The 23,255-nt window shown below is 34.7% G+C and carries 19 protein-coding genes and 1 tRNA gene; 2 read left to right on the top strand and 18 right to left on the bottom strand.

All coding sequences use genetic code 11. The annotated features are described in order from the left end of the window. Nucleotides 1–92 precede the first annotated feature (92 nt). The 11 genes from queG to ACVCXO_RS17815 all read right to left on the bottom strand — a co-directional run bounded on the left by queG (nt 93) and on the right by ACVCXO_RS17815 (nt 15,502). On the bottom strand, nt 93–1,019 hold the full coding sequence (gene queG, locus ACVCXO_RS17865; protein ID WP_452230951.1) for a tRNA epoxyqueuosine(34) reductase QueG: 927 nt from the start codon (nt 1,017–1,019) through the stop codon (nt 93–95). Then, a complete protein-coding gene (locus ACVCXO_RS17860) occupies nt 1,019–2,347 on the bottom strand; it encodes a cytochrome P450 (RefSeq protein ID WP_452230950.1) in 1,329 nt (442 codons plus the stop codon). The genes queG and ACVCXO_RS17860 overlap by 1 nt, the downstream gene beginning before the upstream one ends. Before the next feature lie 140 nt (nt 2,348–2,487). Beyond that, entirely contained in the window at nt 2,488–3,510 is a 1,023-nt protein-coding gene (ruvB, locus tag ACVCXO_RS17855; protein WP_452230949.1) for a Holliday junction branch migration DNA helicase RuvB, read from the bottom strand. A 187-nt stretch (nt 3,511–3,697) separates the two neighbouring features. Continuing rightward, complete coding sequence (locus ACVCXO_RS17850; RefSeq protein WP_452230948.1) at nt 3,698–5,491, bottom strand: cytochrome c oxidase subunit I; 1,794 nt, start codon at nt 5,489–5,491, stop codon at nt 3,698–3,700. A gap of 28 nt (nt 5,492–5,519) precedes the next feature. Beyond that, nucleotides 5,520–6,587 carry a cytochrome c oxidase subunit II gene (locus ACVCXO_RS17845; RefSeq protein WP_452230947.1) on the bottom strand — a complete coding sequence of 356 codons (1,068 nt, stop codon included), beginning with the start codon at nt 6,585–6,587 and terminating at the stop codon, nt 5,520–5,522. Nucleotides 6,588–6,616: 29 nt separating this feature from the next. Further along, nucleotides 6,617–7,957 carry a quinol:cytochrome C oxidoreductase gene (locus ACVCXO_RS17840; RefSeq protein WP_452230946.1) on the bottom strand — a complete coding sequence of 447 codons (1,341 nt, stop codon included), beginning with the start codon at nt 7,955–7,957 and terminating at the stop codon, nt 6,617–6,619. A 25-nt stretch (nt 7,958–7,982) separates the two neighbouring features. After that, complete coding sequence (locus tag ACVCXO_RS17835) at nt 7,983–8,540, bottom strand: c-type cytochrome (protein ID WP_452230945.1); 558 nt, start codon at nt 8,538–8,540, stop codon at nt 7,983–7,985. A gap of 1 nt (nt 8,541) precedes the next feature. Then, entirely contained in the window at nt 8,542–9,078 is a 537-nt protein-coding gene (locus ACVCXO_RS17830) for a DUF3341 domain-containing protein (protein WP_452230944.1), read from the bottom strand. A gap of 9 nt (nt 9,079–9,087) precedes the next feature. Next, nucleotides 9,088–10,833 carry an NrfD/PsrC family molybdoenzyme membrane anchor subunit gene (gene nrfD, locus ACVCXO_RS17825; protein WP_452230943.1) on the bottom strand — a complete coding sequence of 582 codons (1,746 nt, stop codon included), beginning with the start codon at nt 10,831–10,833 and terminating at the stop codon, nt 9,088–9,090. A gap of 30 nt (nt 10,834–10,863) precedes the next feature. Further along, nucleotides 10,864–14,127: a TAT-variant-translocated molybdopterin oxidoreductase gene (locus ACVCXO_RS17820; protein ID WP_452230942.1), complete on the bottom strand. Its 3,264-nt coding sequence runs from the start codon at nt 14,125–14,127 to the stop codon at nt 10,864–10,866. A gap of 79 nt (nt 14,128–14,206) precedes the next feature. Then, the gene (locus ACVCXO_RS17815; RefSeq protein WP_452231174.1) at nt 14,207–15,502 is read right to left on the bottom strand and encodes a c-type cytochrome; all 1,296 of its coding nucleotides are present in this window, start codon (nt 15,500–15,502) and stop codon (nt 14,207–14,209) included. 213 nt (nt 15,503–15,715) lie between these two features. Here ACVCXO_RS17815 and ACVCXO_RS17810 point away from each other — a divergent pair, with 213 nt between their 5' ends. Continuing rightward, complete coding sequence (locus ACVCXO_RS17810) at nt 15,716–16,114, top strand: SPOR domain-containing protein (RefSeq protein ID WP_452230941.1); 399 nt, start codon at nt 15,716–15,718, stop codon at nt 16,112–16,114. Nucleotides 16,115–16,203: 89 nt separating this feature from the next. Here the strand turns inward: ACVCXO_RS17810 and ACVCXO_RS17805 are convergent, their stop codons facing one another. From ACVCXO_RS17805 to rimP, 6 genes are all read right to left on the bottom strand, one after another. Next, nucleotides 16,204–16,428 (bottom strand): T9SS type A sorting domain-containing protein, encoded by a 225-nt coding sequence (locus ACVCXO_RS17805; protein ID WP_452231173.1) that lies wholly within the window; start codon nt 16,426–16,428, stop codon nt 16,204–16,206. A 237-nt stretch (nt 16,429–16,665) separates the two neighbouring features. Continuing rightward, nucleotides 16,666–16,848, bottom strand: a complete 183-nt coding sequence (locus tag ACVCXO_RS17800) for a hypothetical protein (RefSeq protein ID WP_452230940.1) — start codon at nt 16,846–16,848, stop codon at nt 16,666–16,668. Then, nucleotides 16,845–17,192, bottom strand: coding sequence for a phage tail protein (locus ACVCXO_RS17795; RefSeq protein WP_452231172.1), 348 nt, complete (start codon nt 17,190–17,192; stop codon nt 16,845–16,847). Before ACVCXO_RS17795 ends, ACVCXO_RS17800 begins: the two co-directional genes overlap by 4 nt. A gap of 222 nt (nt 17,193–17,414) precedes the next feature. After that, nucleotides 17,415–20,294: a translation initiation factor IF-2 gene (infB, locus tag ACVCXO_RS17790; protein WP_452230939.1), complete on the bottom strand. Its 2,880-nt coding sequence runs from the start codon at nt 20,292–20,294 to the stop codon at nt 17,415–17,417. 35 nt (nt 20,295–20,329) lie between these two features. Next, complete coding sequence (gene nusA / locus ACVCXO_RS17785; RefSeq protein ID WP_452230938.1) at nt 20,330–21,562, bottom strand: transcription termination factor NusA; 1,233 nt, start codon at nt 21,560–21,562, stop codon at nt 20,330–20,332. A 12-nt stretch (nt 21,563–21,574) separates the two neighbouring features. Continuing rightward, complete coding sequence (gene rimP / locus ACVCXO_RS17780; RefSeq protein ID WP_452230937.1) at nt 21,575–22,036, bottom strand: ribosome assembly cofactor RimP; 462 nt, start codon at nt 22,034–22,036, stop codon at nt 21,575–21,577. 164 nt (nt 22,037–22,200) lie between these two features. On the opposite strand from rimP, the gene ACVCXO_RS17775 reads away from it, so the two are divergent. Further along, nucleotides 22,201–23,031: a universal stress protein gene (locus ACVCXO_RS17775; RefSeq protein ID WP_452230936.1), complete on the top strand. Its 831-nt coding sequence runs from the start codon at nt 22,201–22,203 to the stop codon at nt 23,029–23,031. Between the two features lie 112 nt (nt 23,032–23,143). Here ACVCXO_RS17775 and ACVCXO_RS17770 read toward each other — a convergent pair. Further along, nucleotides 23,144–23,216: transfer RNA gene (locus ACVCXO_RS17770), tRNA-Gln, on the bottom strand. Nucleotides 23,217–23,255: the final 39 nt, after the last annotated feature.

The raw sequence follows: 23,255 nt of genomic DNA, 5'->3' as shown, positions 1-23,255 counted from the left end.
CACTTTTAACAACAATTAAATATAGAAAATACTCTACACGAAACAAAATGTTTTTACTATAAAACACTAAATACTAGATGTTAACATGATATTTAATCTTTAATAAAATGGATATTGCGTGTTAAACCACTAAACTTGGTACGCTTTACTGCAGATTTCTGAAACACTTTACTAAAGGTTTCTTGCGTAATTTCTTCCCAGTCTTTTTTTGTCATTTCTAACAATTCTGGCTTCGGATTGAAAAGTGGTTCGTTATGTGGTTTGGAGAATTTATTCCACGGACAAACATCTTGGCAAACATCACAACCAAACATCCAATCGTCAAAAGAACCTTTCATACTATTTGGCAATTGGTCTTTTAACTCAATAGTAAAATAAGAAATACATTTACTGCCATCTACTACATACGGTTCTGTAATGGCTTGCGTAGGACAAGCATCAATACAAGCAGTACATGTTCCGCAATGGTCTGTTGTAATACTATCATATTCTAGATCTAGATCAACAATGAGTTCGGCAATAAAATAAAAGGAGCCTGTTTGTTGGGTTAGTAGATTGCTGTGTTTACCAATCCACCCTAATCCTGATTTTGCAGCCCAAGCTTTGTCTAAAACTGGTGCAGAATCTACAAAAGCACGTCCGGAAACTTCGCCAATTTCTTCTTGAATGTATTGTAAAAGATGTTTGAGTTTATCTTTTATTACGAAGTGATAATCGGTTCCGTAAGCGTATTTCGATATCTTATAACTTTCTGAATTTTGTATTTCGGAAGGATAATAATTCAGTAATAAAGAAATCACAGATTTAGAATCGTCCACCAGTTTTGTAGGATCGAGTCGCTTATCAAAATGGTTTTCCATGTATTGCATTTCGCCATGCATGTTTTGGTTTAACCAATTTTCCAATCTTGGTGCTTCGGTTTCTAAAAATGCAGCTTTACTAATACCACAAGACAAAAAACCGAGGCGTTTGGCTTCCGTTTTTATACCTTTTGTGTATTTCGCTTTATTATTTATCATTACGCTCTTTTCTGAAACTTTAAAAAGGCATTTTTGGGTTTTAATGTGATTAGCGGAGTAATTTCTATCGCTTCAAATTGCGCTTGAATTTTAAAACTCTTCACTAGTTCTTTAACTGCCAATATCATTTCGAACATCGCAAAGTTATTTCCTATGCATTTTCTTGGTCCTGCGCCAAATGGAAAATATTGTGAAGAGAATTTCCTGCTTCCTTCCCCAAACCGTTCTGGTTTAAATTGTTCTGGTTGCTCCCATAAATCCGGATGGCGATGTATTTCGTAAATGGAAAACAACAAATTGGATCCCGCTTCTAAATCCAAACCATTAAAACTATCTGCATTGACATTCACGCGATCTATAAAATAAGCTGGAGGATACAATCGCATGCCTTCTTCTATTACTTGCTGCGTTATTTTTGAAGACATAATTTGCGTCATTAAATCATCCGATTCGGCATCCACTCTAACTATTTCTTCATGAATTTTTTCTTGCCATTCTGGATGTTTCGCTAACAATTGAAAGATAAAGGTTAGCGCGTTAGATGTGGTTTCATGACCCGCTGTAAAAAGAATTAGAATTTCATCGATGAGTTGTTCTTCTTCCATCGCTTGACCATCTTCATACCTAGCATCTAAAAGCATGTCTAATAAATCGTTGTGTTTTTCTTCGGAAGCTTTGCGTTCATTAACAATACCTCTCAATATATTACGTCCTTCTTTGGTTAAGTCCAACTCCTGCTTAAGTTTACCGCTTAACTGAAACCACCAACCTAAATAAGGCTGTCGTAACTCTTTGACCAACATTTTTTGTCCAGACTCTGTAATATGTTGTAATCTATTAATCTGTTCCTGATTTGCAGCACTACTAAATAACGATTTAACCACCGTTTGAAACGCTAAATCATTGCAGATAGGAAAAACATCTATGGTTTGGTGCACTGTGATTTTTTGGTATTCGGAAAGAATAGCTTCACGAATGCTACCTAATAAATTATTTAATTGATTTTTATGAAAAGCTGGCTGAATCAGTTTACGTTGTTTTCGCCAATGTTCTCCTTCGGAAGTAAGCAAACCTTTACCAACGTATTTTACTAAATCTACCGTTTGAATTTTTGATTTTATAAAGTTCTTTTGGTTTTTCTGAAGCGCATATTCTGCTAACGAAGCATCACGGCAAAAAACAACTTTGGAATTGAAACCTATTTTTAAACAAAAAACATCTCCTAATTTTTCGAAATATTTATGGTGAAAAGGAAGTGGGTTTTTAAGGATTTCTAAGGAATGCTTAATGAAATTAAAAAGAGAAACTTCTGGTATTTTCTTATTCATTTATACTTTATAAATAGTTTCTATTTTGTTTTGTGTTCCTTTTTGCATTAACGATTGCGCAATTGTTGGAGCTCATCTCTGATAGCGACTTGCAAAAGCGTGACCGACCGAAGCTTTTTTTAGCGAAGGTTGGGAATGCCCTAAAACAAACCGCCTTGCGTTGGTCCCTTTACTCTTCCTAAATGTTTATAAGCAAGTTCTGTAACTTCCCTTCCACGCGGTGTTCGCATAATGAATCCTTGCTGAATAAGAAAAGGTTCGTACACTTCTTCAATAGTTTCCGTATTTTCGCTAACTGCAGTTGCTATAGTTGAAATACCAACTGGTCCTCCTTTAAACTTATCGATTAAAGTGGTTAGTATTTTATTATCCATTTCATCTAAACCATGTGCATCTACATGCAATGCTTCTAAGGCATAACGTGCAATTTTAATATCTATGCTACCATTCCCTTTAATTTGAGCAAAATCACGTACACGACGTAGCAGTGCATTTGCGATTCTTGGTGTTCCTCTACTTCTACCTGCTATTTCGATTGCAGATTCCATGGAAATTGGCACTTCTAATATTTCAGCACTACGCTGCACAATGGTAGTTAGTAATTCGGTGTTATAATATTGTAGCCTACTTTGTATACCAAAACGCGCTCGCATTGGAGCGGTTAATAATCCGGATCGTGTAGTTGCACCAATTAAGGTAAACGGATTTAGATTTAACTGTACCGTTCTTGCGTTTGGTCCAGACTCGATCATGATGTCAATTTTAAAATCTTCCATTGCAGAATAAAGGTATTCCTCTACAATTGGACTTAGGCGATGTATTTCATCTATAAACAAGACATCGCGTTCTTCTAGATTGGTAAGTAATCCTGCTAAGTCTCCAGGTTTATCTAAAACAGGACCTGACGTTACCTTAATACCCACTTCCAACTCATTAGCTAGAATGTTAGCTAAGGTTGTTTTACCCAATCCTGGAGGTCCATGAAACAGCGTATGATCTAATGCTTCACCACGACCATTTGCGGCTTGAACAAAAATCTGCAGATTTTCTAATACTTGTTCTTGACCAGTAAAATCGTCAAAAGATAGTGGTCTTAACTTTTTTTCTACGTCGAATTCTTCAGGTGAGAAATTGTCGTCGGTTGGATCTAGGTTTTCGTTCATGTTTACTTTCCACGAAAGTGGAAATCTTATTATATTAAAAAAGACTCTTTGTTTGCACTCCCAGTGAGAACAAAATACGGAAACAAATTCAGTACAAACAAATATAAACAAAAAGACCTTTGATTGAATAGTTCAACCAAAGGTCTTTGAATGTTTATTATATGATTCCTGCCTTCGCAGAAATATATTAATGCTGAAGTTCTTCTTCTCCTTCTTTTAAAGGCACATTTTGAGGAACGAAATCTACATCATGTCCTGGTTTTGAATAGTCATAAGACCATCTGTACACATGAGGAATATCACCTGCCCAGTTACCATGTATATGTTTTACTTCTGTAGTCCACTCTAAAGTAGTAGCTCTCCATGGATTCTTTTCAGCTTTCTTACCAAAGAACATACTGCTAAAGAAATTATATAAGTAAATCAATTGCACTGCTCCACCTATTAAAGCAAAAACAGTAATGATTACGTTTGTATTTGCTAAATCGTCAAATAATGGAAAGTTTGAATTTGTATAATAACGTCTTGGTAATCCTGCCATACCAATAAAATGCATAGGGAAGAATACACCATAAGCACAAATTGCTGTTATCCAGAAATGGATATAACCAAGATTCTTATTTAACATTCTACCAAACATTTTTGGATACCAATGGTAAATTCCTGCGAACATACCATAAAGAGCAGATATACCCATTACTAAGTGGAAATGCGCAATTACAAAATATGTATCGTGTACGTTAATATCTAATGCAGAATCTCCAAGAATAATTCCTGTTAAACCTCCAGTAATGAAAGTAGAAACAAATCCAATAGAAAACAGCATGGCTGGATTCATCTGAATGTTCCCCTTCCAAATAGTGGTTATCCAGTTAAAAGCTTTTACTGCCGAAGGAATTGCAATTAATAAAGTTGTAAATGTAAATACAGAACCTAAGAATGGATTCATTCCTGAGATAAACATATGGTGACCCCAAACGATAGTAGAAAGGAATGCAATTGCTAAAATAGAAGCAATCATTGCACGATACCCAAAAATTGGTTTACGTGAATTGGTTGCCATAATTTCAGAAACTAATCCCATTGCTGGTAAGATTACAATATATACTTCTGGATGTCCTAGGAACCAAAATAAGTGTTCAAACAATACCGGTGATCCACCTTGATAGTGCAATACTTCCCCTTGAATAAATATATCGGATAAGAAGAAAGATGTACCGAAACTTCTATCCATTATTAACAATAAACATGCAGATAACAATACAGGGAACGAAACTACTCCAATAACTGCCGTTACAAAAAACGCCCAAATTGTTAAAGGTAATCTAGTCATAGACATTCCTTTAGTACGCAGGTTTATAACAGTAACAATGTAATTTAAAGAACCCAATAATGAAGAAGCAATAAAGATAGCCATTGAAACTAACCATAGAGTCATTCCCATTCCTGAACCTCCTTGTGCCATTGGCAATGCAGATAATGGTGGATAAATTGTCCAACCTGCTGCTGCTGGTCCCATTTCTAAAAATAGTGAAGATAACATGATAACACTAGATAAGAAAAATAACCAATACGACACCATATTTAAGAAACCGGAAGCCATATCTCGTGCTCCAATTTGCAATGGAATTAGTAAGTTACTAAAGGTACCACTTAACCCTGCTGTTAATACAAAGAATACCATGATAGTACCATGAATAGTTACTAATGCAAGATATATATCTGCATCCATAACTCCTCCAGGAGCCCATTTACCTAATAATGCTTCAAAAATTACATTAGGCTCTTCTGGCCATGCAATTTGCATACGAAACATAAGAGACATAATAACTCCAATAACTCCCATGATTGTACCAGTAATTAAATACTGTTTTGCAATCATTTTGTGATCTTGGCTAAATATATATTTAGTTACAAAAGTTTCTTTATGATGATGCTCTTCGTGTGCTTCGTGATCGTGTGTATCTGCGTGTGCTGACATAATTTAATATTCTTTTGTCTTATTAAATTTAGTTAATTAGTGAGTTTTTGAAAGCCTTCTGTTCTTTCATCCAAGCGTCATACTCTTCTTGAGTTTCCACAATTATTTTCATTTGCATGTTGTAATGTGATTTTCCACAAATCTTATTACATAATAACAAATAATCAAAATCATATCTTTCTAGAGCTTCTTCTCCTTTAGCAATTAATTTCTTGCTTTTTTCTACTCTAATGCTGTTAATATTTGCCACCTTATCAATCATATCCGGGTTTTGGCGCATATCTGCAGTTGTTACCGTAGGTGTAAAACCAAACTGTGTAATCATACCAGGAACACAGTTCATTTGTGCTCTAAAGTGTGGCATGTATGCAGAATGTAATACATCTTGCGAACGCATTTTAAATAATACCGTACGCCCTACAGGTAAATGCAATTCGGATGTGATTACATCATCTTGGGCATTTGGATCTGCTTCGTCTAGACCTAAAATATTAGCTCTATCGATATCAATTAAACGAACATTTGCTTTTCCCAAAGTATTATCTACTCCACTATATCTAGCTTTCCAGTTAAACTGCTGTGCATATAATTCTATCACTAAAGGATCGTCATCTTCGTTTACATTCATTATATCCGACCAAGTAAATAATCCGTAAATGATTAAACCAGCTAAAACAATAACAGGAATAACAGTCCAGATAAACTCTAAAGTGTTATTATCTGCAAAGAATAAAGCTTTCTTTCCTTTTTCTCCTTTGTATTTGTAAGCAAAGTAGTACAATAGAAATTGCGTAATGGTTTGCACTACAAAAATAAGTGCCATGGATATCAGCATTAAATTATCTACTTCTGGACCATGTGCTGATGCAGAATTAGATGTTAATGGTAAATCCCCTAATTCTACAAAACTCCAAATAGTTATGAGATAGATGAACGCTAAAAAGCCCATCATTAAATAACCATTTAAGGTATTATCTTTGTCTGTTGCAACCTGGCTATTTGATGTACCTACTTGAGCTAAATCAAATATTTTAACCATCTGCCAAATGGCAATTGCTATAAATACTAAAACTAAAATTGTTAATAAAACAGTCATTGTTGTCTATCGTCTTTATTTATATTTTATTAATAATGGAAATTTTCACTTTCTTTTACAAAAGGATTTCTCTTCGCTAATAATGGTGCTTTCGTTAAAGCATTAAATACTACATATATGAATAATCCTGCGAACAAAAATACTGCACCTATTTCAGGAATACCAATAAACCATCTATCTCCTACTGTTGCCGGCATAATCATATTGAAAACGTCTACATAGTGTCCTATTAGGATTACAATACCTGCCATAACTACAAACCATGGAACACGTTTATAATCACTATTCATTAATATTAAGAATGGGAATACTAAATTAAGTACTAACATTCCAAAGAATGGTAATCTATAGTCTTCAATTCTAGTTATAAAGTACGTAACTTCTTCAGGAATATTGGCGTACCAGATTAACATGAATTGTGAGAACCATAAGTATGCCCAGAAAATACTAAATCCAAACATGAATTTAGCTAAATCATGTAAATGACTATCATTTACTAACTCTAAGTAACCCTTAGATTTTAAGTATAGAGATATAAATGCGATTACAGTAATACCACAAACCATCATACCAGCTAACACATACCATCCAAATAAAGTAGAGAACCAATGTGGATCTACACTCATTATCCAATCCCAAGACATCATAGATTCTGTGTATAAAAAGAATACTAAGAATGCTGCTGAAATACGAAAAGTCTTCTTAAAGTTTTTGTCATCTGTTGCATAATCTTGAGCAATGGAGAATTTACGAGAAAATTGTCTGTATAACACCCAACCTCCAGTAAAGATTAAACCTCTAAAAATGAATCCCCAAATGTTTAACCATCCAGATTTCCCTTGAATTAATTTATCGTGAGCCACTACTTCTGGATCCATCCATACAAATATATTGTTGTGACCAATAAAGTGAGATGCTGCAGCAATAGCTATTACTATTAGAGCGCCAGGAAGTAAATATGCTGTGATACCTTCCATTACTCTAAATAACACAGGAGACCAACCAGACTGCGAAGCCCATTGTACTGCGTAAAAAGCTAAAACTCCAAGAGCAATCATCATAAAGAAGAATGCTGCTACATATAATGCAGCCCAAGGTCTGTTAGCAATTTGATGTTGTACATGCTCGACATGTTTTGTATGCTCATCTACATGTGCATTTTCCGTTGCATGCGCATCCTGTGCGTTTTCTGTTACTGCATGTGCAGCTTCTTCGCCATGACCGCTACCGTGATGTGCTTCATCAGCTAATATTGCTTCCACGTCTTCAAAGGATTTATGAGATGTCATAAAACCATATCCAACTCCTAATAATCCTAAAATCATTAGTGCGAAAGAAAATGTCTTTAATTTATTTGAGAATGTGTACATATCTATATATAAACTTTATCTAATCTTATTTTTCTAAATCAGCTTTCAACGTTAAAACATAAGCAATTACTTGCCAACGTTCTTCTTCGTTAAGTTGGTTTGCGTAAGAACCCATTGCATTTTTACCATAATAAATAGTATGATAAATACTTCCTGCATTTATAGCTCTTCCCGCATCGTCATAACTTGGTATACCTAGTATTTTTTCACGCTTTACTAAGTTTCCTTGCCCGTTACCTTTATTACCATGGCAAATACCACAATAAATATCGTATAATGCTTTCGCTTTATCTTCGTCAAATTCACTAGCCGTTAACGGACTTACTAAATTTGCTTTTGCTTCTTCGTAACCAGCTGTCGTATTCTCAATTTCAAAAGGAGTATATCCTCTTGGAATGGTTCCTTCTACTGGTAATTGTGCTTCTACTCCATTTGCAAATGCAGCAGACTCGCCATACGCCTCATAAGGTACAGGTTCATACATGTTAGGCATGAATTGATAGTTAGGTCTAGAATCTTTTTTACAAGATACTATTGAACTTACTACAAGTACGAATACAAATATTTTTATTAAATGCTTCATATTAATGTTCATCTTCTTTATCAATAATATTTACTTCTACAGCTCCTGTTTCTTTTAACAAGTTTGTTAGTTCGTTTTCATTACCATGAACAGCGATTTCCATTAAAAAATGATCATCTGTTGTTCTAGGATCTGGATTTTCTGCTTTCTTAAAAGGCCACATTCTACTACGTAAATAAAATGTAATTACCATTAAATGTGCTGCAAAAAACACCGTTAACTCAAACATGATTGGTACGAATGCTGGCATGTTTTCGATATAACTAAAACTTGGTTTACCACCTATATTTTGTGGCCAGTCTTCAATCATAATGAAATTCATCATTAAAGTTGCTACTGCTAAACCAACACATCCATACATAAAAGATGCAATTGCTATTCTTGTTGGAGCTAATCCCATTGCCTTGTCTAGTCCATGAACTGGAAAAGGGGTATATATTTCTTCAATGTGATACCTTTTGGCTTTAACGGCCTTAACGGCATTCATTAACACATCGTCGTCTGTATAAATAGCGTGAATTACTTTTGAAGCTTCCATATGCTACTTTTAGTTTATTAGTTGTTTAGCTTGTCCTGCCCAATCGTCACGTTCTGCTCTTCCTGGGAATGATTCTGTAATAGAATCTAACAAGTCATATTCATTTTTAGTCATCTTACTTACTTGTAAGAAAGTATAAATACCAATGCTATTTAATACTTCTTCCATTTTTGGTCCAACACCATTAATCTTTTTAAGATTATCTGCTGTTTGTGTATTAGAATCAAAGGTTCCGATAGTCCCTAAAAGGTTTGTTACTCTACTTGAATTATCTTCAGTCGAAGTATCTGCTACTTTTTCTACTTTAGGTTTAGAAGCAACAACAGCATTTCCTGATGTTCTAGAATCTGTTCCTGTTCCTACTAAGCTATCTCCTCTTTCTCTGATTTTTTTATAACGTTCACCAGAAGATTTCAATATAGTTTTAACCTCTGCTTGCGCAATCACCGGGAATGTACGAGCGTATAATAAGAATAACACAAAGAAGAATCCTATGGTTCCAATAAAGATCCCTATATCTACAAATGTAGGAGAGAACATGGTCCATGATGATGGCAAATAATCTCTGTGCAACGATGTTACAATAATTACAAAACGTTCAAACCACATACCGATATTTACTACAATCGAGATAAAGAAGGAGAACATGATACTTGTTCTTAACTTTTTGAACCACATAAACTGTGGGGAGATAACATTACATGTCATCATGGACCAATATGCCCACCAGTAAGGTCCTGTTGCTCTATTTAAGAATGCAAATTGTTCATATTCTACACCAGAATACCAAGCAATAAATAATTCTGTTATATATGCTACACCAACTATAGAACCAGTAATCATAATTACAATGTTCATTAATTCTATATGTTGTACCGTAATATAATCTTCTAGGTTACACACTTTTCTCATAATAATAAGAAGCGTATTTACCATTGCAAATCCTGAGAATACCGCTCCTGCAACAAAGTATGGAGGAAAAATGGTAGTATGCCATCCTGGAATAACAGAGGTTGCGAAATCAAAAGATACAATCGTGTGTACCGAAAGTACTAAAGGCGTTGCTAAACCAGCAAGTACTAAAGACACTTCTTCAAAACGTTGCCAATCTTTTGCGCGACCAGACCAACCAAAACTTAACAAAGAATATATTTTCTTTTGAAAAGGTCTAACGGCTCTATCTCTAAGCATTGCGAAATCGGGTAATAAACCTGTCCACCAGAAAACTAGAGATACAGATAAATACGTTGAAATTGCAAATACATCCCAAAGTAATGGGGAGTTAAAGTTTACCCATAGAGATCCAAATTGATTTGGTATTGGTAACACCCAATATCCTAACCATGGTCTTCCCATATGTATGATTGGAAATAATCCAGCTTGAACTACTGAGAAAATTGTCATTGCTTCTGCAGAACGGTTAATTGCCATTCTCCATTTTTGACGGAACAGTAAAAGTACTGCAGAAATAAGTGTTCCTGCATGACCAATACCAACCCACCAAACGAAGTTAGTAATATCCCAAGCCCAACCAACGGTCTTGTTTAAACCCCAAGTTCCAATACCCGTAGATACTGTGTAGAGTATACATCCAATCCCCCAAAGAAAAGCGACTAATGCAATAGAAAATACTATCCACCATTGCTTGTTTGCTTTCCCCTCAACAGGTGCAGCTACATCCACAGATACATCGTGGTATGATTTTTCACCTGTAACTAAAGGTCTTCTAATAGGTGCTTCGTAATGAGACGCCATAATGCTTTATAATTGATTCTTAATTAATTTTTATGCTTCGGTTGTATTTCTCACTTTAGTATGATACTGCACATTAGGCTTAGTACCAACACTCTCTAATAAGTGATACATACGGTTATCTTCTAAAAGTTCTGCAACTTTAGATTCTTTATCGTTAATATCTCCAAATACCATTGCTCCACTACTACAAGCAGCTGAACACGCGGTTTGGAATTCACCGTCTTTAATTACACGTCCATCACGTTTTGCATCTAGAATTGTTTTTTGTGTTTTTTGAACACACATAGAACATTTTTCCATCACACCACGAGAACGAACAACAACATCTGGATTTAATACCATACGTCCTAAATCATCATTCATGTGGTAATCAAACTCATCATTCCCATTATATAGGAACCAGTTAAAACGACGCACTTTATACGGACAGTTGTTTGCACAATATCTTGTACCTACACAACGGTTATATGCCATGTGGTTTTGACCTTGACGACCATGAGATGTTGCAGCAACAGGACAAACAGTTTCACAAGGTGCATGATTACAGTGTTGACACATTACAGGTTGAAAAGCAACCTGTGGGTTATCTGCTGCATGCTCCAATTCTCCGAATTCACTTAAAGAACTGCTTAAACCTGATATATTATCTTTCTTTTCGTTATCCCCTGCAAAAGTAGTTTCTGAAGAATAATATCTATCGATACGCAACCAGTGCATATCACGACTACGTCTTATCTCTTCTTTACCTACTACCGGTACATTGTTTTCTGCGTGACATGCAATAACACATGATCCACAACCTGTACAAGCATTTAAATCTATAGAAAGGTTAAAGTGATGTCCGATAGAACGATCAAATTCTTCCCAAAGATTTGCATCTTTCGATGTTACCGGAATTTCTTCATGGTTAAAAGAAACTACAGGAACTGCATTCCAGTATTTTTTATCTTTCGTATTAAATACTTCTAAAGTTGTTTCCTTTATAATATCTCCACGACCCATTAATGTGTTGTGTAATTGTACACAAGCAAATTCATGCTCTCCAGGTACAACTTTTACAGACACATCACTTTGCACTGTATTAAAATCTTGGTAGAAAGGAAATACATTCTTACCCGTTTGCATTTCTTCTTTTAATCCGTTTTTACGACCAAAACCAAAAGACATTCCTAAAGAACCAACCGCTTGACCTGGTTGAATAATTACTGGAACTACTTCTGTTATACCGTTAACGGTTAATTCTACTATACTAGAGTTTAAACCACCTGTTGCAACATGCCAATTTCTAACACCAAATTTCTCGGCATCTTTAGCAGACATTGTTAAGTAGTTATCCCAAGTTGTTCTTGTAATAGGATCTGGAAATTCTTGTAACCATGGGTTATTGGCTTGTTGACCATCTCCCATTCCTGTTTTAGAATATAAGGTTAACTCTAAATCGGATGTTTTAGCTGAAGCCGCTAAAGCTCTTGCTGCATCTCCACCAGATTTAGCAGACATACCTGCTACAGAACCACCATTTGATGTTGTAGCAGAAGACGTAGTACTTGTATAGGTATTTTTATCTTCTTCTTTTATCCCAACTCCAACAGCAGCATCATGAATGACACCACCAACCCAAGTTCTATCTTTGTTATCGTTTAATGCTGTAGAAGTAGTTTCTATGGTATTACTTGAAGCACCATTTGCTCCTCCAATAGATGATCCTGCAACAAAAACACCATCATGTAATGCTTTGTTAAAAGAACCGCCACTTACTATACTAGACTTCCATGTTTTTTTAATATAATCATGGAATGACTCGCTATTTCCTGTCCACTTTAATAAAGTATCTTGAAATTGTCTTGTATCGAATAAAGGACGAATTGTTGGTTGCATTAAAGCAAACTGTCCCTTTTTCATTTCTACATCTCCCCAAGATTCTAAATAGTGAGGTGCCGCGGCAACATATGTGGAAGCGCTAGCCGTTTCGTCTGCTTTCATAGAGAAACAAACCGAAACTAAATTTTCATTATTTAATCCTTCCGCAAAATCGGAAGCATTTGGTAATGTATATAATGGATTTACACCACTCATGATTAAAGCGCCAACTTTACCTGCTTTCATATCCGCAACTAAAGCATTTACTGCTTTATCATTCCCTTGTCTTGTTTGTATTGGCGAAGTAGTATCAAAAGCTCTAGAGTTTAAAGCTTCATTTATTTCTAAAACTACTGTTTGTGCATCTACATCTTGTATTCCTGTTACTACAACTCCGTTTCTTCCTGCTTTCTTAAGCTGTGAAGCTGCTTGACGTATTGCTGTATCCGTTGCTTCTGGTAACGTTCCTGAAACAGAACCACCAACCACATAAGAATACAATTTAGCTAAAGCTATTTTTTGTTGACTTGGCGTTAAAGGAATACGTTTATCTGCATTTGCTCCAGATAAAGACATATTAGATTCTATCTGAATATGACGAGACATTTTTCCGTGTGTTGGAATTTTATTCTTCGCATATCCGGAATCAAAACCTCCACCTTGCCAATCTCCTAAAAAGTCAGCACCAACAGATACAATTGTCATTGCTTTAGAAAAATCATAATTAGCTAAAGCGCGTTCACCGTACTTCGCTTGGTAAGCATCTAATGCAGCAGATTCTGAAACAGCATCGTAAACTACATGACGAACATTGCCGTATTTCTCTGTAAACTCTGCAATTAATTTTGAAGTGGATGGACTAGCAAAAGTTTGTGTTAATAAAACAATGTCTTTGCCAGAACCCTTTACAGCTTCTAGTTTTTGCATCATTGCATTATCAAGTTCTGTCCATGAAATAGCATTTTCGCCTTGCATTGGACCTTGAACCCTTAAACTATCATACAACCCTAAAACCGACGCATTAACTCTAGCATTAGCGCTTCCATTAGAAGGAGCCATGGTATTGTTTTCGATTTTAATAGGACGACCTTCTCGAGTTTTAACTAAAACAGATGCAAAATCAAATCCATTTGCAATGGTAGTTGCATAGTAGTTTGCAACACCAGGAATAATTTCCGTTGGTTGTACTACATAAGGAATAGACTTAATAACTGGTCCTTCACAGGCAGCAAGTGATGCCGCGGCTGTACTAAAACCAACATATTTTAAGAAATCACGACGCGTAGTTGAAGAAGATTCTAAAGTTTCTTTATTTCCTAAAAATTCGTCTGTAGGAATTTCTTCAACAAATTCGTTTTGTTTTAGCGCCTCAACAATAGAGCTATTTTCGTTTAGCTCCTCAACACTTTTCCAGTATTTCTTGTTTGATGACATATTATATAATTGAATTACTTCTTATTAATTTATTTAAAATTTTTCCGCTATAGCGAAAAGAAAACTTACTACCTTATTATTAGTAGTGACATTTTCCACATTCTAATCCACCCATTTGCGCTGCAGTTAACTGCTCTACACCATATTTCTTAGATAACTCTTCGTGAATTTTTGTATAGTATGCGTTGTCTTTTACTTTCACATTTGTTTCTCTATGACAGTTAATACACCAACCCATTGTTAATGGAGCGAATTGTGACACTATCTCCATTTCTTCCACAGGACCGTGACAAGTTTGACATTCAAGACCTGCAACCGTTACGTGTTGCGAATGATTAAAGTATGCGAAATCTGGTAAATTATGAATTCGTATCCATTTTACTGGTTGTGGATCGCCTGAATATTTTTGATCTGCATCATTCCATCCTGCTGCTGCATATAATTTCTGAATTTCGCCATCGTAAAACTCTTTTGAATATTCTGCAGATGTTTCTCCTGTATATTCATACACTGATTTATGACAGTTCATACAAACGTTTAAAGAAGGAATACCTGATGTTTTACTTACTCTAGCAGAAGAGTGACAGTATTTACAATCGATACCGTTATCTCCAGCATGAATCTTATGAGAAAAGTGTATTGGTTGCACCGGTTGGTACCCTTGATCTACACCTACTTGCATAAAAAAGCCATAAACAAAATAACCACTAGCTAATAAAAAGAATATTGCCGTTACCAATACTAAGAATTGATTTTGCGCAAATGCCTTCCATAATGGAACACTTTTATCTTTTATAGCAACATCAACTCCTTTAGCATCTGCAAATCTGCGTAAAGTTTTAGTTACTAAAATTAACGCTAGTGCTAACAAACCGAACAAGACAGCTAATGCGCCTAAGATTAATTTATTAGAAACACCATCTCCAGTACCTGATGCTGGAGTAACTCCAACTTGTGTCGCAGCTCCTGCAGCTGGCGCTGCTGCTTCTTCAGCAGTATACGCTAAAATATTACTAATATCATCGTCCGATAGTTGCGGAAAAGCAGTCATTGCAGCTCCTCCAAACTCTTTATAAATCTTGTCTGCATACGCATCACCAGATTTAATTACTCCTGAACTATTACGAATCCAAGCAGAAAGCCAAGCTCTATCTAAACCTTCAGCATCTGACAAACGTTGCTCTACATTACGTAAAGCTGGACCTGTCATTTTCTTGTCTAATTTATGACAAGCAGCACAATTGGCGTTAAATAAAGATTTACCCTTAGCTGGATCACCTTCTTGAGCAGAAAGCGCCATGGAAAACGTTAGCAAAATAATTAAGCTTAAACGAAGAATAGTTGCACTTAATTTACGGTGAATCACCTGTTTCATATTATTTTTTGAATTAACTTCTAAACTTTGGTATGGTTTTTTCATTTACTAAAAGAAAAAATACAGTTATAAAATCTCAAGCAAAAGTAATATTAAAAGTCGATTTTAGAAATGTTAGGGAAGTGTTAATTGCTAATTTAGAGAAATTCTAAATAATAAAACAGCTAACTATTTAGTTTAGAACATTTACATTTGCATCAAACCTCATATAAAATGAAATTATTAAAAATAAAACAAATCATTCTTTCCACATTTATAATATTTGCATTTACAGGTATTTGTAGTGCACAACAAGGTACTGTTATTGTAAATCAAGATCCGGAAATTACCGAATTGTTAGCGCTAAAAAAAGAAATAAACAAGAATGAAGACGCTAGTGACAGATATAAAATACAGATTTATTCTGGAAGAAGAAGCACCGCAGAAAGTAACCAAACAGATTTTAGAGGTAGTTATTCGCAATGGTCTAGCAAATTAGTTTATGAAACGCCAAACTATAAGGTATGGATTGGTAGTTTTAGAAATAGATTAGAAGCGGAGCGTGCTTTATTGAAAGTGAAAAAGAAATTTCCAAATGCTTTTCTTTTTAAACCAAAAAAGAAGAAAGAGTAAAATAAAAAAAGCGACCGATGGTCGCTTTTTTATTTACAGAAAGTCTGATTTTTATACTTTAACTATTTTTTTATTACTTCTTTATTTTCCTATTTAAACTTAACAAAGTAAATTCCGGAATTAAGTGTTGATACATTAACAACGATAGAATTTGCACTACTAAGAACCAAATTACACAGAACATTATACATATATGCAGGACCGATACTTCTGTAAGCATGTTTCATGTTAAGAATATTTTTAACTGGATTAGGATACCTATTTATCTCATTTTCTAATTCTACATCTATTATACTTAAAGTCGTGCCTTGCACAGTTCCCGTTAAATTATTAATTTCTCTACAAAGGGATTGTGTTACGCTGGTACCTTCCAACCAAGCACCTTAACTTAAACTTGGAGAATTTGGTAAAGATATTTCCGCATTATAATACAATACGTAGGTATTTAAAAACGTACCATTTCCATAATCCGCAAGGATTTCCCAACGGGAATTAGTTATATTCCAAGCAATTTGAAATTCGCAATTCCCTACTCCATCGCCAGGTGAATTCTAGTCTACAGGATTTGTTTCAAAGGTATTTCTACCTGTCTCATCTAATGATTTTTGAATAAACATATAATCTTCTGCTTCTATTAGTGGATGGCAAGCATTTAGCGTTATTGTTTGGGCTCTTACATTTACACCAACCAACATAAAACTCATTATTAAAATTAGATTTGTTTGTTTCCTCATAAATCTAATTTCTTGGAGGATAAAGTCCTCTTACACATATAAGAAAAGGTACGGTTTGATATGGCTCTATCTTCTTTATCTAGCAGCTTTGTTTTTGCAGGGTAATTATTCATTGGTAAAGAACTATCTCCTTCCTCCACAATAGCAGTTACATGGTTATTATGTACTTGCAAATTTTCAACTTGTACACTGCTGATAGCATAACCACCAGCATCATCTTGGGTATATTGGTTACCATAGTGCATTGGGACACGACCTCTAAAATCTGGCAATGTAAATGTAATGTAACCATCACCTCCATGGGTTATGTCTAGCACAGAAAATAAAGCTGGGTTTTGACCAATTTGAATAATTTGCCTTCACATTTCATCCAATTATTAATTGTGAAATCTCTAGCAAACATACCTATTTCTCCTATATTGGCATCTTGCGAATTACCGTATTACTAAAAGCAAGCATAGTAGAAAATATAAAATTGTTATTAGCTTTTCAAAAAACGGTAAAATGAATTTTAAAAAAAAAGCGACCAATTGGTCGCTTTTAAAATAATTATATGAGAGAAGAAATTATTTCAATTTCTTTTTCACTTCTACTTCATGGAATGCTTCAATAACATCTCCTTCTTTAATATCATTATAGTTTTTAATCTGCGTACCGAAATCATACCCTTTAGCAACTTCTTTCACATCGTCTTTAAAACGTTTTAATGAAGTTAACTCTCCAGTATAGATTACTACACCATCACGGATTAAACGAATTCCTGAGCTTCTATAAATTTTACCAGTTAATGCCATACAACCTGCAATACTTCCAATTTTAGAAACTTTAAAGATTTCTCTAATTTCTGCAGTACCTGTAATTTCTTCTTTAAGCTCTGGAGATAACATACCTTCCATAGCATCTTTAAGATCGTTAATAGCATCATAGATAATCGAGTACATACGGATGTCGATTTCTTCTTTGTCTGCTATTTGACGTGCATTACCCATTGGACGCACATTAAATCCTATAATAATAGCATCTGAAGCAGTTGCTAATAATACATCACTTTCTGTTATTGGTCCAACACCTTTATGAATAATATTTATTTGAATTTCTTCCGTAGATAATTTCTGGAAAGAATCTGTTAATGCTTCTACAGAACCATCTACATCTCCTTTTAGTATAATATTTAGCTCTTGGAAATCACCAAGTGCAATACGACGACCAATTTCATCCAGTGTTATATGACGTTGTGTACGTACAGATTGCTCACGTTGTAATTGCGTACGTTTGGTAGCAATTTGTTTTGCTTCCCGTTCGTCTTCAAATACATTAAATTTATCTCCTGCTTGTGGCGCTCCATCTAAACCTAGAATAGATACTGGTATGGATGGCCCAGCTTCTAAAATTTCATTTCCACGCTCATCATGCATTGCTTTTATTTTTCCACTGTTTTTACCAGCTAAAACATAATCCCCAATACGTAATGTACCAGCTTGCACTAAGATTGTAGATACATATCCACGACCTTTATCTAAGAATGCTTCCACAACAGTACCCTGCGCTAATTTGTCAGGATTTGCTGTTAACTCTAACAATTCGGCTTCTAAAAGTACTTTTTCTAATAGTTCTTTTACTCCTGTTCCTACTTTAGCAGAGATATCATGAGATTGAATTTTACCTCCCCAATCTTCTACTAAAAGGTTCATTTGCGCTAATTTCTCTTTAATTTTTTCTGGATTAGCGTCTGGCTTATCTATTTTATTAATTGCGAAAATTATTGGAACTCCTGCTGCTTGTGCATGCGAAATAGCCTCTTTAGTTTGTGGCATGATGTCATCATCTGCTGCTGCAACAATAATTGCTATATCTGTTACTTGGGCTCCACGAGCACGCATTGCCGTAAAGGCTTCGTGACCTGGAGTATCTAGAAATGCAATTTTTTGTCCGTTATCTAAAGTTACTCCGTAAGCACCAATGTGCTGCGTAATTCCTCCAGACTCCCCTGCGATTACATTTTCTTTACGTATATAATCTAGAAGTGAAGTTTTACCATGATCGACGTGACCCATTACAGTTACAATTGGTGCACGTGGTTTTAAATCTTCTGGTTTATCTGCAACTTCTTCTATAGATTCTTCACGATCTGCTTTTATGAATTCTACTTGGTAGCCAAACTCATCTGCAACAATAGAAAGTGTTTCTGCATCTAAACGTTGGTTCATGGTAACCATCAAACCAAGCGACATACATGCCGATATAATTTGTGTTACTTGAACATCCATCATAGTTGCAACTTCATTTGCTGTTACAAACTCTGTTACTTTAAGAATTTTGTTTTCTGCTGCTTCTATTTGTTGATCAATTTCAGTTTGCTCTCTATGTTGATCTCTTTTGTCTCTTCTATATTTAGCACCTTTACCTTTACTAGATTTTCCTTGCAGTTTTTCTAAGGTTTCACGTACTTGTTTTTTAACATCTTCTTCGCTAGGCTCTTCTTTTACAATTGTTCTTCTTCCTTTGCCTAATCCTGGTTTGCTATTTCCTTTAAATCTGCTGTTTCCGCCACCGGTATTTCCTCCTGGTCTATTATCTCCTGGTTTAGAAATTCTACGACGTTTACGTTTGTTATCTGCAGATTTATCGTCTTTCTTAGGGTCTTCTTTTTTCTTTTTAGGTTTATTAAATTGGCTTAAATCAATTTTAGTACCTGCTATTTTTGGACCTGTAAGTTTTTGATATTTTGTTTCAACCTTTTCTTCCTTGTTAGGTTGATCTTCTGTAGTAGTAGTTTCTTCTTTTTTAGTAGCCGCTGGTTTTATCGTTTTTACAACTTCTTCAACCTTTTCTACTTTTTTAGTTTCTTCTACCTTTTCTACCTTTACTACTTTTTCTACTTTTACAGTTTTTTCCGTTTTCTCCACCTTAACTGGTGTTTCCGGTTTTTCTGTTTTAGCAGGTTGTACTACCTCAGGTTTTTTAATTTCTTGAGGTTTCTCAACTTGTTTAGGTGCTACAGGAGCTACTTCTTCTTTAACCGTTTTTTCTAGCTTAACTTCTTCGGTTTTAGGTTTTGGTTCCTCTTTCGCTTTTTTAGCTTTTGGATCTAAATCTATTTTACCAACTTGTTTCGGCCCAGACAGAGTAGATCTAGCTTTAACAATTTCTTGTCTTGCTTCTTCTCTTTTGGCTTCAGCTTTTTGTTTTTCTTCAATTTCTTTTTCACGTTGTTCACGCAAAGCCTCTTTTTCTTTGAGTTTTGCTTCACTAACTTCTTGAGACGCCATCCTTTTGGACGCATCTGTTTGAAATTCGTTTGAAAGAATTTGGTAAACTTCTTCTGAAATTTTTGTAGTAGGACGCTTCTCTATTTCGATGCTTTTAGATTCTAGAAAATCTACTGCACGATCGATAGAGATGTTAAGCTCGCGTAATACTTTATTTAATCTTACTGTTCCAGCCATAAATTGCTTGTAATGTAATATAACCTAAAAATATGTTAGTCTTCGAATTCTGCTTTAAGAATTCTAACCACTTCGTTTATTGTTTCTTCTTCTAAATCGGTACGTTTTACTAAATCTGCAACTTCTTGTTCTAGTACACTTTTTGCGGTGTCTAGTCCAGCTTTGCTAAACTCATCAATAATCCATCCCTCAATTTCATCTGAGAATTCACGTAATTCTACATCTTCTTCTGCACCTTCTCTAAACACATCAATTTCATAACCTGTTAGTTTTCCTGCTAAACGTATGTTGTGTCCTCCACGACCAATAGCTTTACTTACTTCTTCTGGTTTTAAAATTGCTTCTGCTCTTTTATTTACTTCATCAATTTTAATAGATGTTACACGAGCAGGACTTAATGCTCTTGTAATATACAATTGTAAATTACTTGTGTAATTAATTACATCTATATTTTCGTTTCCTAATTCGCGAACAATTCCGTGAATTCTAGATCCTTTCATACCTACACATGCTCCTACAGGATCAATTCTGTCGTCATACGAATCTACGGCTACTTTTGCTTTTTCACCTGGAATGCGCACTACATTTTTAATAGTAATTAAACCATCAAAAACTTCTGGAATTTCTTGCTCAAATAATTTTTCTAAAAATACAGGTGTAGTTCTAGACATTATTATTGCAGGTTTATTTCCTTTTAGCTCTGCACTTTCAATAATTCCTTTTACATTATCTCCTTTACGGAAAAAATCAGAAGGAATTTGTTTATCTTTTGGCAAGATGATTTCGTTTCCTTCATCATCTAAAAGTATTACCGCTCTATGACGAATATGGTGAACTTCAGCAGTATAAATTTCTCCTACTAATTCTTGAAATTGCTTATATATATTCGTGTTATCGTGTTCGTGAATTTTAGATATTAAGTTTTGTCTTAATGCTAATATAGAACGACGACCAAGGTCTATTAATTTCACCTCTTCGGATACATCTTCACCAACTTCAAAATCTGGCTCTATTTTTTGTGCTTCTGTTAACGATATTTCTTGATTTGGTTCTTCTACTTCACCATCTGCTACTACTATTCTGTTTCTCCAAATTTCTAAATCCCCTTTATCTGGGTTGATAATAATATCAAAATTATCATCATCACCAAATTTCTTTTTTAAAGCATTTCTAAAAACATCTTCTAGAATAGCCATTAAGGTTACACGATCTATTAATTTATCGTCTTTAAATTCTGAAAAAGAATCAATTAATGCAAGATTTTCCATAACTCCTTTAAATTAAAATTTAATCATAACTTTTGCTTCTACAATATTTTCGTAGGCAATATCTGCCTCTTTTTGGACGGTCACTTTACCTTTACCAACTGGCTTAGGCTCTCTGCTCTTCCACTGCAAAGTGATTTCATTTTCAGTAGCATCTACTAGCGTACCTTCTATGTTATCTGTTTTTGTTTTAACTTCTAAAAGTCTACCAATGTTTTTAGTGTATTGACGTTTATGTGTTAAAGGAGAAGTTGCTCCTGCCGATGCTACTTCTAAAGAAAAATCTACTTCTTCTCTATCTAGATTGTTATCTATAGCTCTACTAATGAAGATACAATCTTCTACTGTAACACCATCATCACCATCTAAAATAACCTTTATTGTGTTATCTGCTTCTATAGAAAATTCTATAAGGAATAAATTTGGCTTTTCTTCTAAGCCTGCTTCTAATAAGTCTTTTACTGTATTCTTAAACATTTTTTGGTATAAAAAGAGGGGACTTTTCGTCCCCTCATCCTTTTCTTTTTCGTTTCAACGCTGCAAATATACAATTTTTATCTTGATTTGCAATAAGGTTTGAATTGTCATTTTAATTTCTTAAATTTAAGGAGCTATTCCTCTTAACTAAACCTTTCAAAAACATGAAAAAAATACTTGTACCAACGGACTTCTCAGAACAAGCAAATTATGCGCTTGAAGTTGCCGCACAGTTAGCCAGAAAAAACAACGGAGAGATCTATCTGCTTCACATGCTAGACTTACCTTTAAATCAGATACCTGAACTTGGCGGAGACACTGTAGATAATATTCCAGAAGCAATGTTTTTCATGAAATTAGCACATAATAAATTTGAAGAAATCTTAAGCCAAGATTTCTTAAAAGGAATTACTATTCATGAAACCGTAGATTTTCACCAAACTTTTGAAGGCATAAAAAACACATGTAAAGAACATCGTGTAGACATGATAATCATGGGCTCTCATGGCGCAAGTGGATTAAAAGAAATGTTTATTGGCTCTAACACAGAAAAGGTAGTACGCACTTCAGATGTTCCTGTTCTTGTAATTAAGAACGAACACGAAAATTTCACTATTAATGATTTTGTATTTGCTTCAGACTTTAAAAACGACAGCAAAGAAACATACAAACAAGCTACAGAATTAGCACAAGCTTTTCATTCTAAAATTCATTTACTATTTGTAAATACACCTAGTCGATTTACAACAACAGCAACTGCCAATGCTAGAATATTAGATTTTATTAAGGATTCTGATTTTAGCAATTATGAGATTAATATTTTTAATGACGAATCTGTAGAAAAAGGAATTCTAAATTTCTCACATATTATTGGAGCAGATTTAATTGGTATTAGTACACATGGCAGACAAGGAATCGCTCATTTTTTTAACGGAAGCATTAGCGAAGACCTTGTAAATCATGCAAAAAGGCCAGTGATTACCTTTAAAATATAATGTACCAAAGTATTGCAATCCAAAAAGTCTTCCTTTTCAGGAAGACTTTTTTACTTCTCGCCAAAACAAAAAAAATCCCTACTTATAAAAGTAAGGATTTATTTAATTAATGTTGGCCCACTAGGTCTCGAACCTAGACTCTTCTGCACCAAAAGCAGACGTGTTGCCAATTACACCATGGGCCAATATCTCAAACGAGATTGCAAATTTAACACAAAGTTTTA

Source organism: Lacinutrix sp. MEBiC02404 (assembly GCF_053601575.1).
This window is presented reverse-complemented; position numbering and strand designations above follow the sequence as displayed.

Coding starts and splice junctions, on each gene's coding strand:
- ACVCXO_RS17815 (WP_452231174.1), bottom strand. CDS start 15,502: ATGAAACAGGTGATTCACCGTAAATTAAGTGCAACTATTCTTCGTTTA.
- ruvB (WP_452230949.1), bottom strand. CDS start 3,510: ATGAACGAAAACCTAGATCCAACCGACGACAATTTCTCACCTGAAGAA.
- ACVCXO_RS17830 (WP_452230944.1), bottom strand. CDS start 9,078: ATGGAAGCTTCAAAAGTAATTCACGCTATTTATACAGACGACGATGTG.
- ACVCXO_RS17845 (WP_452230947.1), bottom strand. CDS start 6,587: ATGACTGTTTTATTAACAATTTTAGTTTTAGTATTTATAGCAATTGCC.
- ACVCXO_RS17810 (WP_452230941.1), top strand. CDS start 15,716: ATGAAATTATTAAAAATAAAACAAATCATTCTTTCCACATTTATAATA.
- infB (WP_452230939.1), bottom strand. CDS start 20,294: ATGGCTGGAACAGTAAGATTAAATAAAGTATTACGCGAGCTTAACATC.
- rimP (WP_452230937.1), bottom strand. CDS start 22,036: ATGTTTAAGAATACAGTAAAAGACTTATTAGAAGCAGGCTTAGAAGAA.
- ACVCXO_RS17800 (WP_452230940.1), bottom strand. CDS start 16,848: ATGAGGAAACAAACAAATCTAATTTTAATAATGAGTTTTATGTTGGTT.
- nrfD (WP_452230943.1), bottom strand. CDS start 10,833: ATGGCGTCTCATTACGAAGCACCTATTAGAAGACCTTTAGTTACAGGT.
- ACVCXO_RS17835 (WP_452230945.1), bottom strand. CDS start 8,540: ATGAAGCATTTAATAAAAATATTTGTATTCGTACTTGTAGTAAGTTCA.
- ACVCXO_RS17775 (WP_452230936.1), top strand. CDS start 22,201: ATGAAAAAAATACTTGTACCAACGGACTTCTCAGAACAAGCAAATTAT.
- ACVCXO_RS17820 (WP_452230942.1), bottom strand. CDS start 14,127: ATGTCATCAAACAAGAAATACTGGAAAAGTGTTGAGGAGCTAAACGAA.
- queG (WP_452230951.1), bottom strand. CDS start 1,019: ATGATAAATAATAAAGCGAAATACACAAAAGGTATAAAAACGGAAGCC.
- ACVCXO_RS17850 (WP_452230948.1), bottom strand. CDS start 5,491: ATGTCAGCACACGCAGATACACACGATCACGAAGCACACGAAGAGCAT.
- nusA (WP_452230938.1), bottom strand. CDS start 21,562: ATGGAAAATCTTGCATTAATTGATTCTTTTTCAGAATTTAAAGACGAT.
- ACVCXO_RS17840 (WP_452230946.1), bottom strand. CDS start 7,957: ATGTACACATTCTCAAATAAATTAAAGACATTTTCTTTCGCACTAATG.
- ACVCXO_RS17860 (WP_452230950.1), bottom strand. CDS start 2,347: ATGAATAAGAAAATACCAGAAGTTTCTCTTTTTAATTTCATTAAGCAT.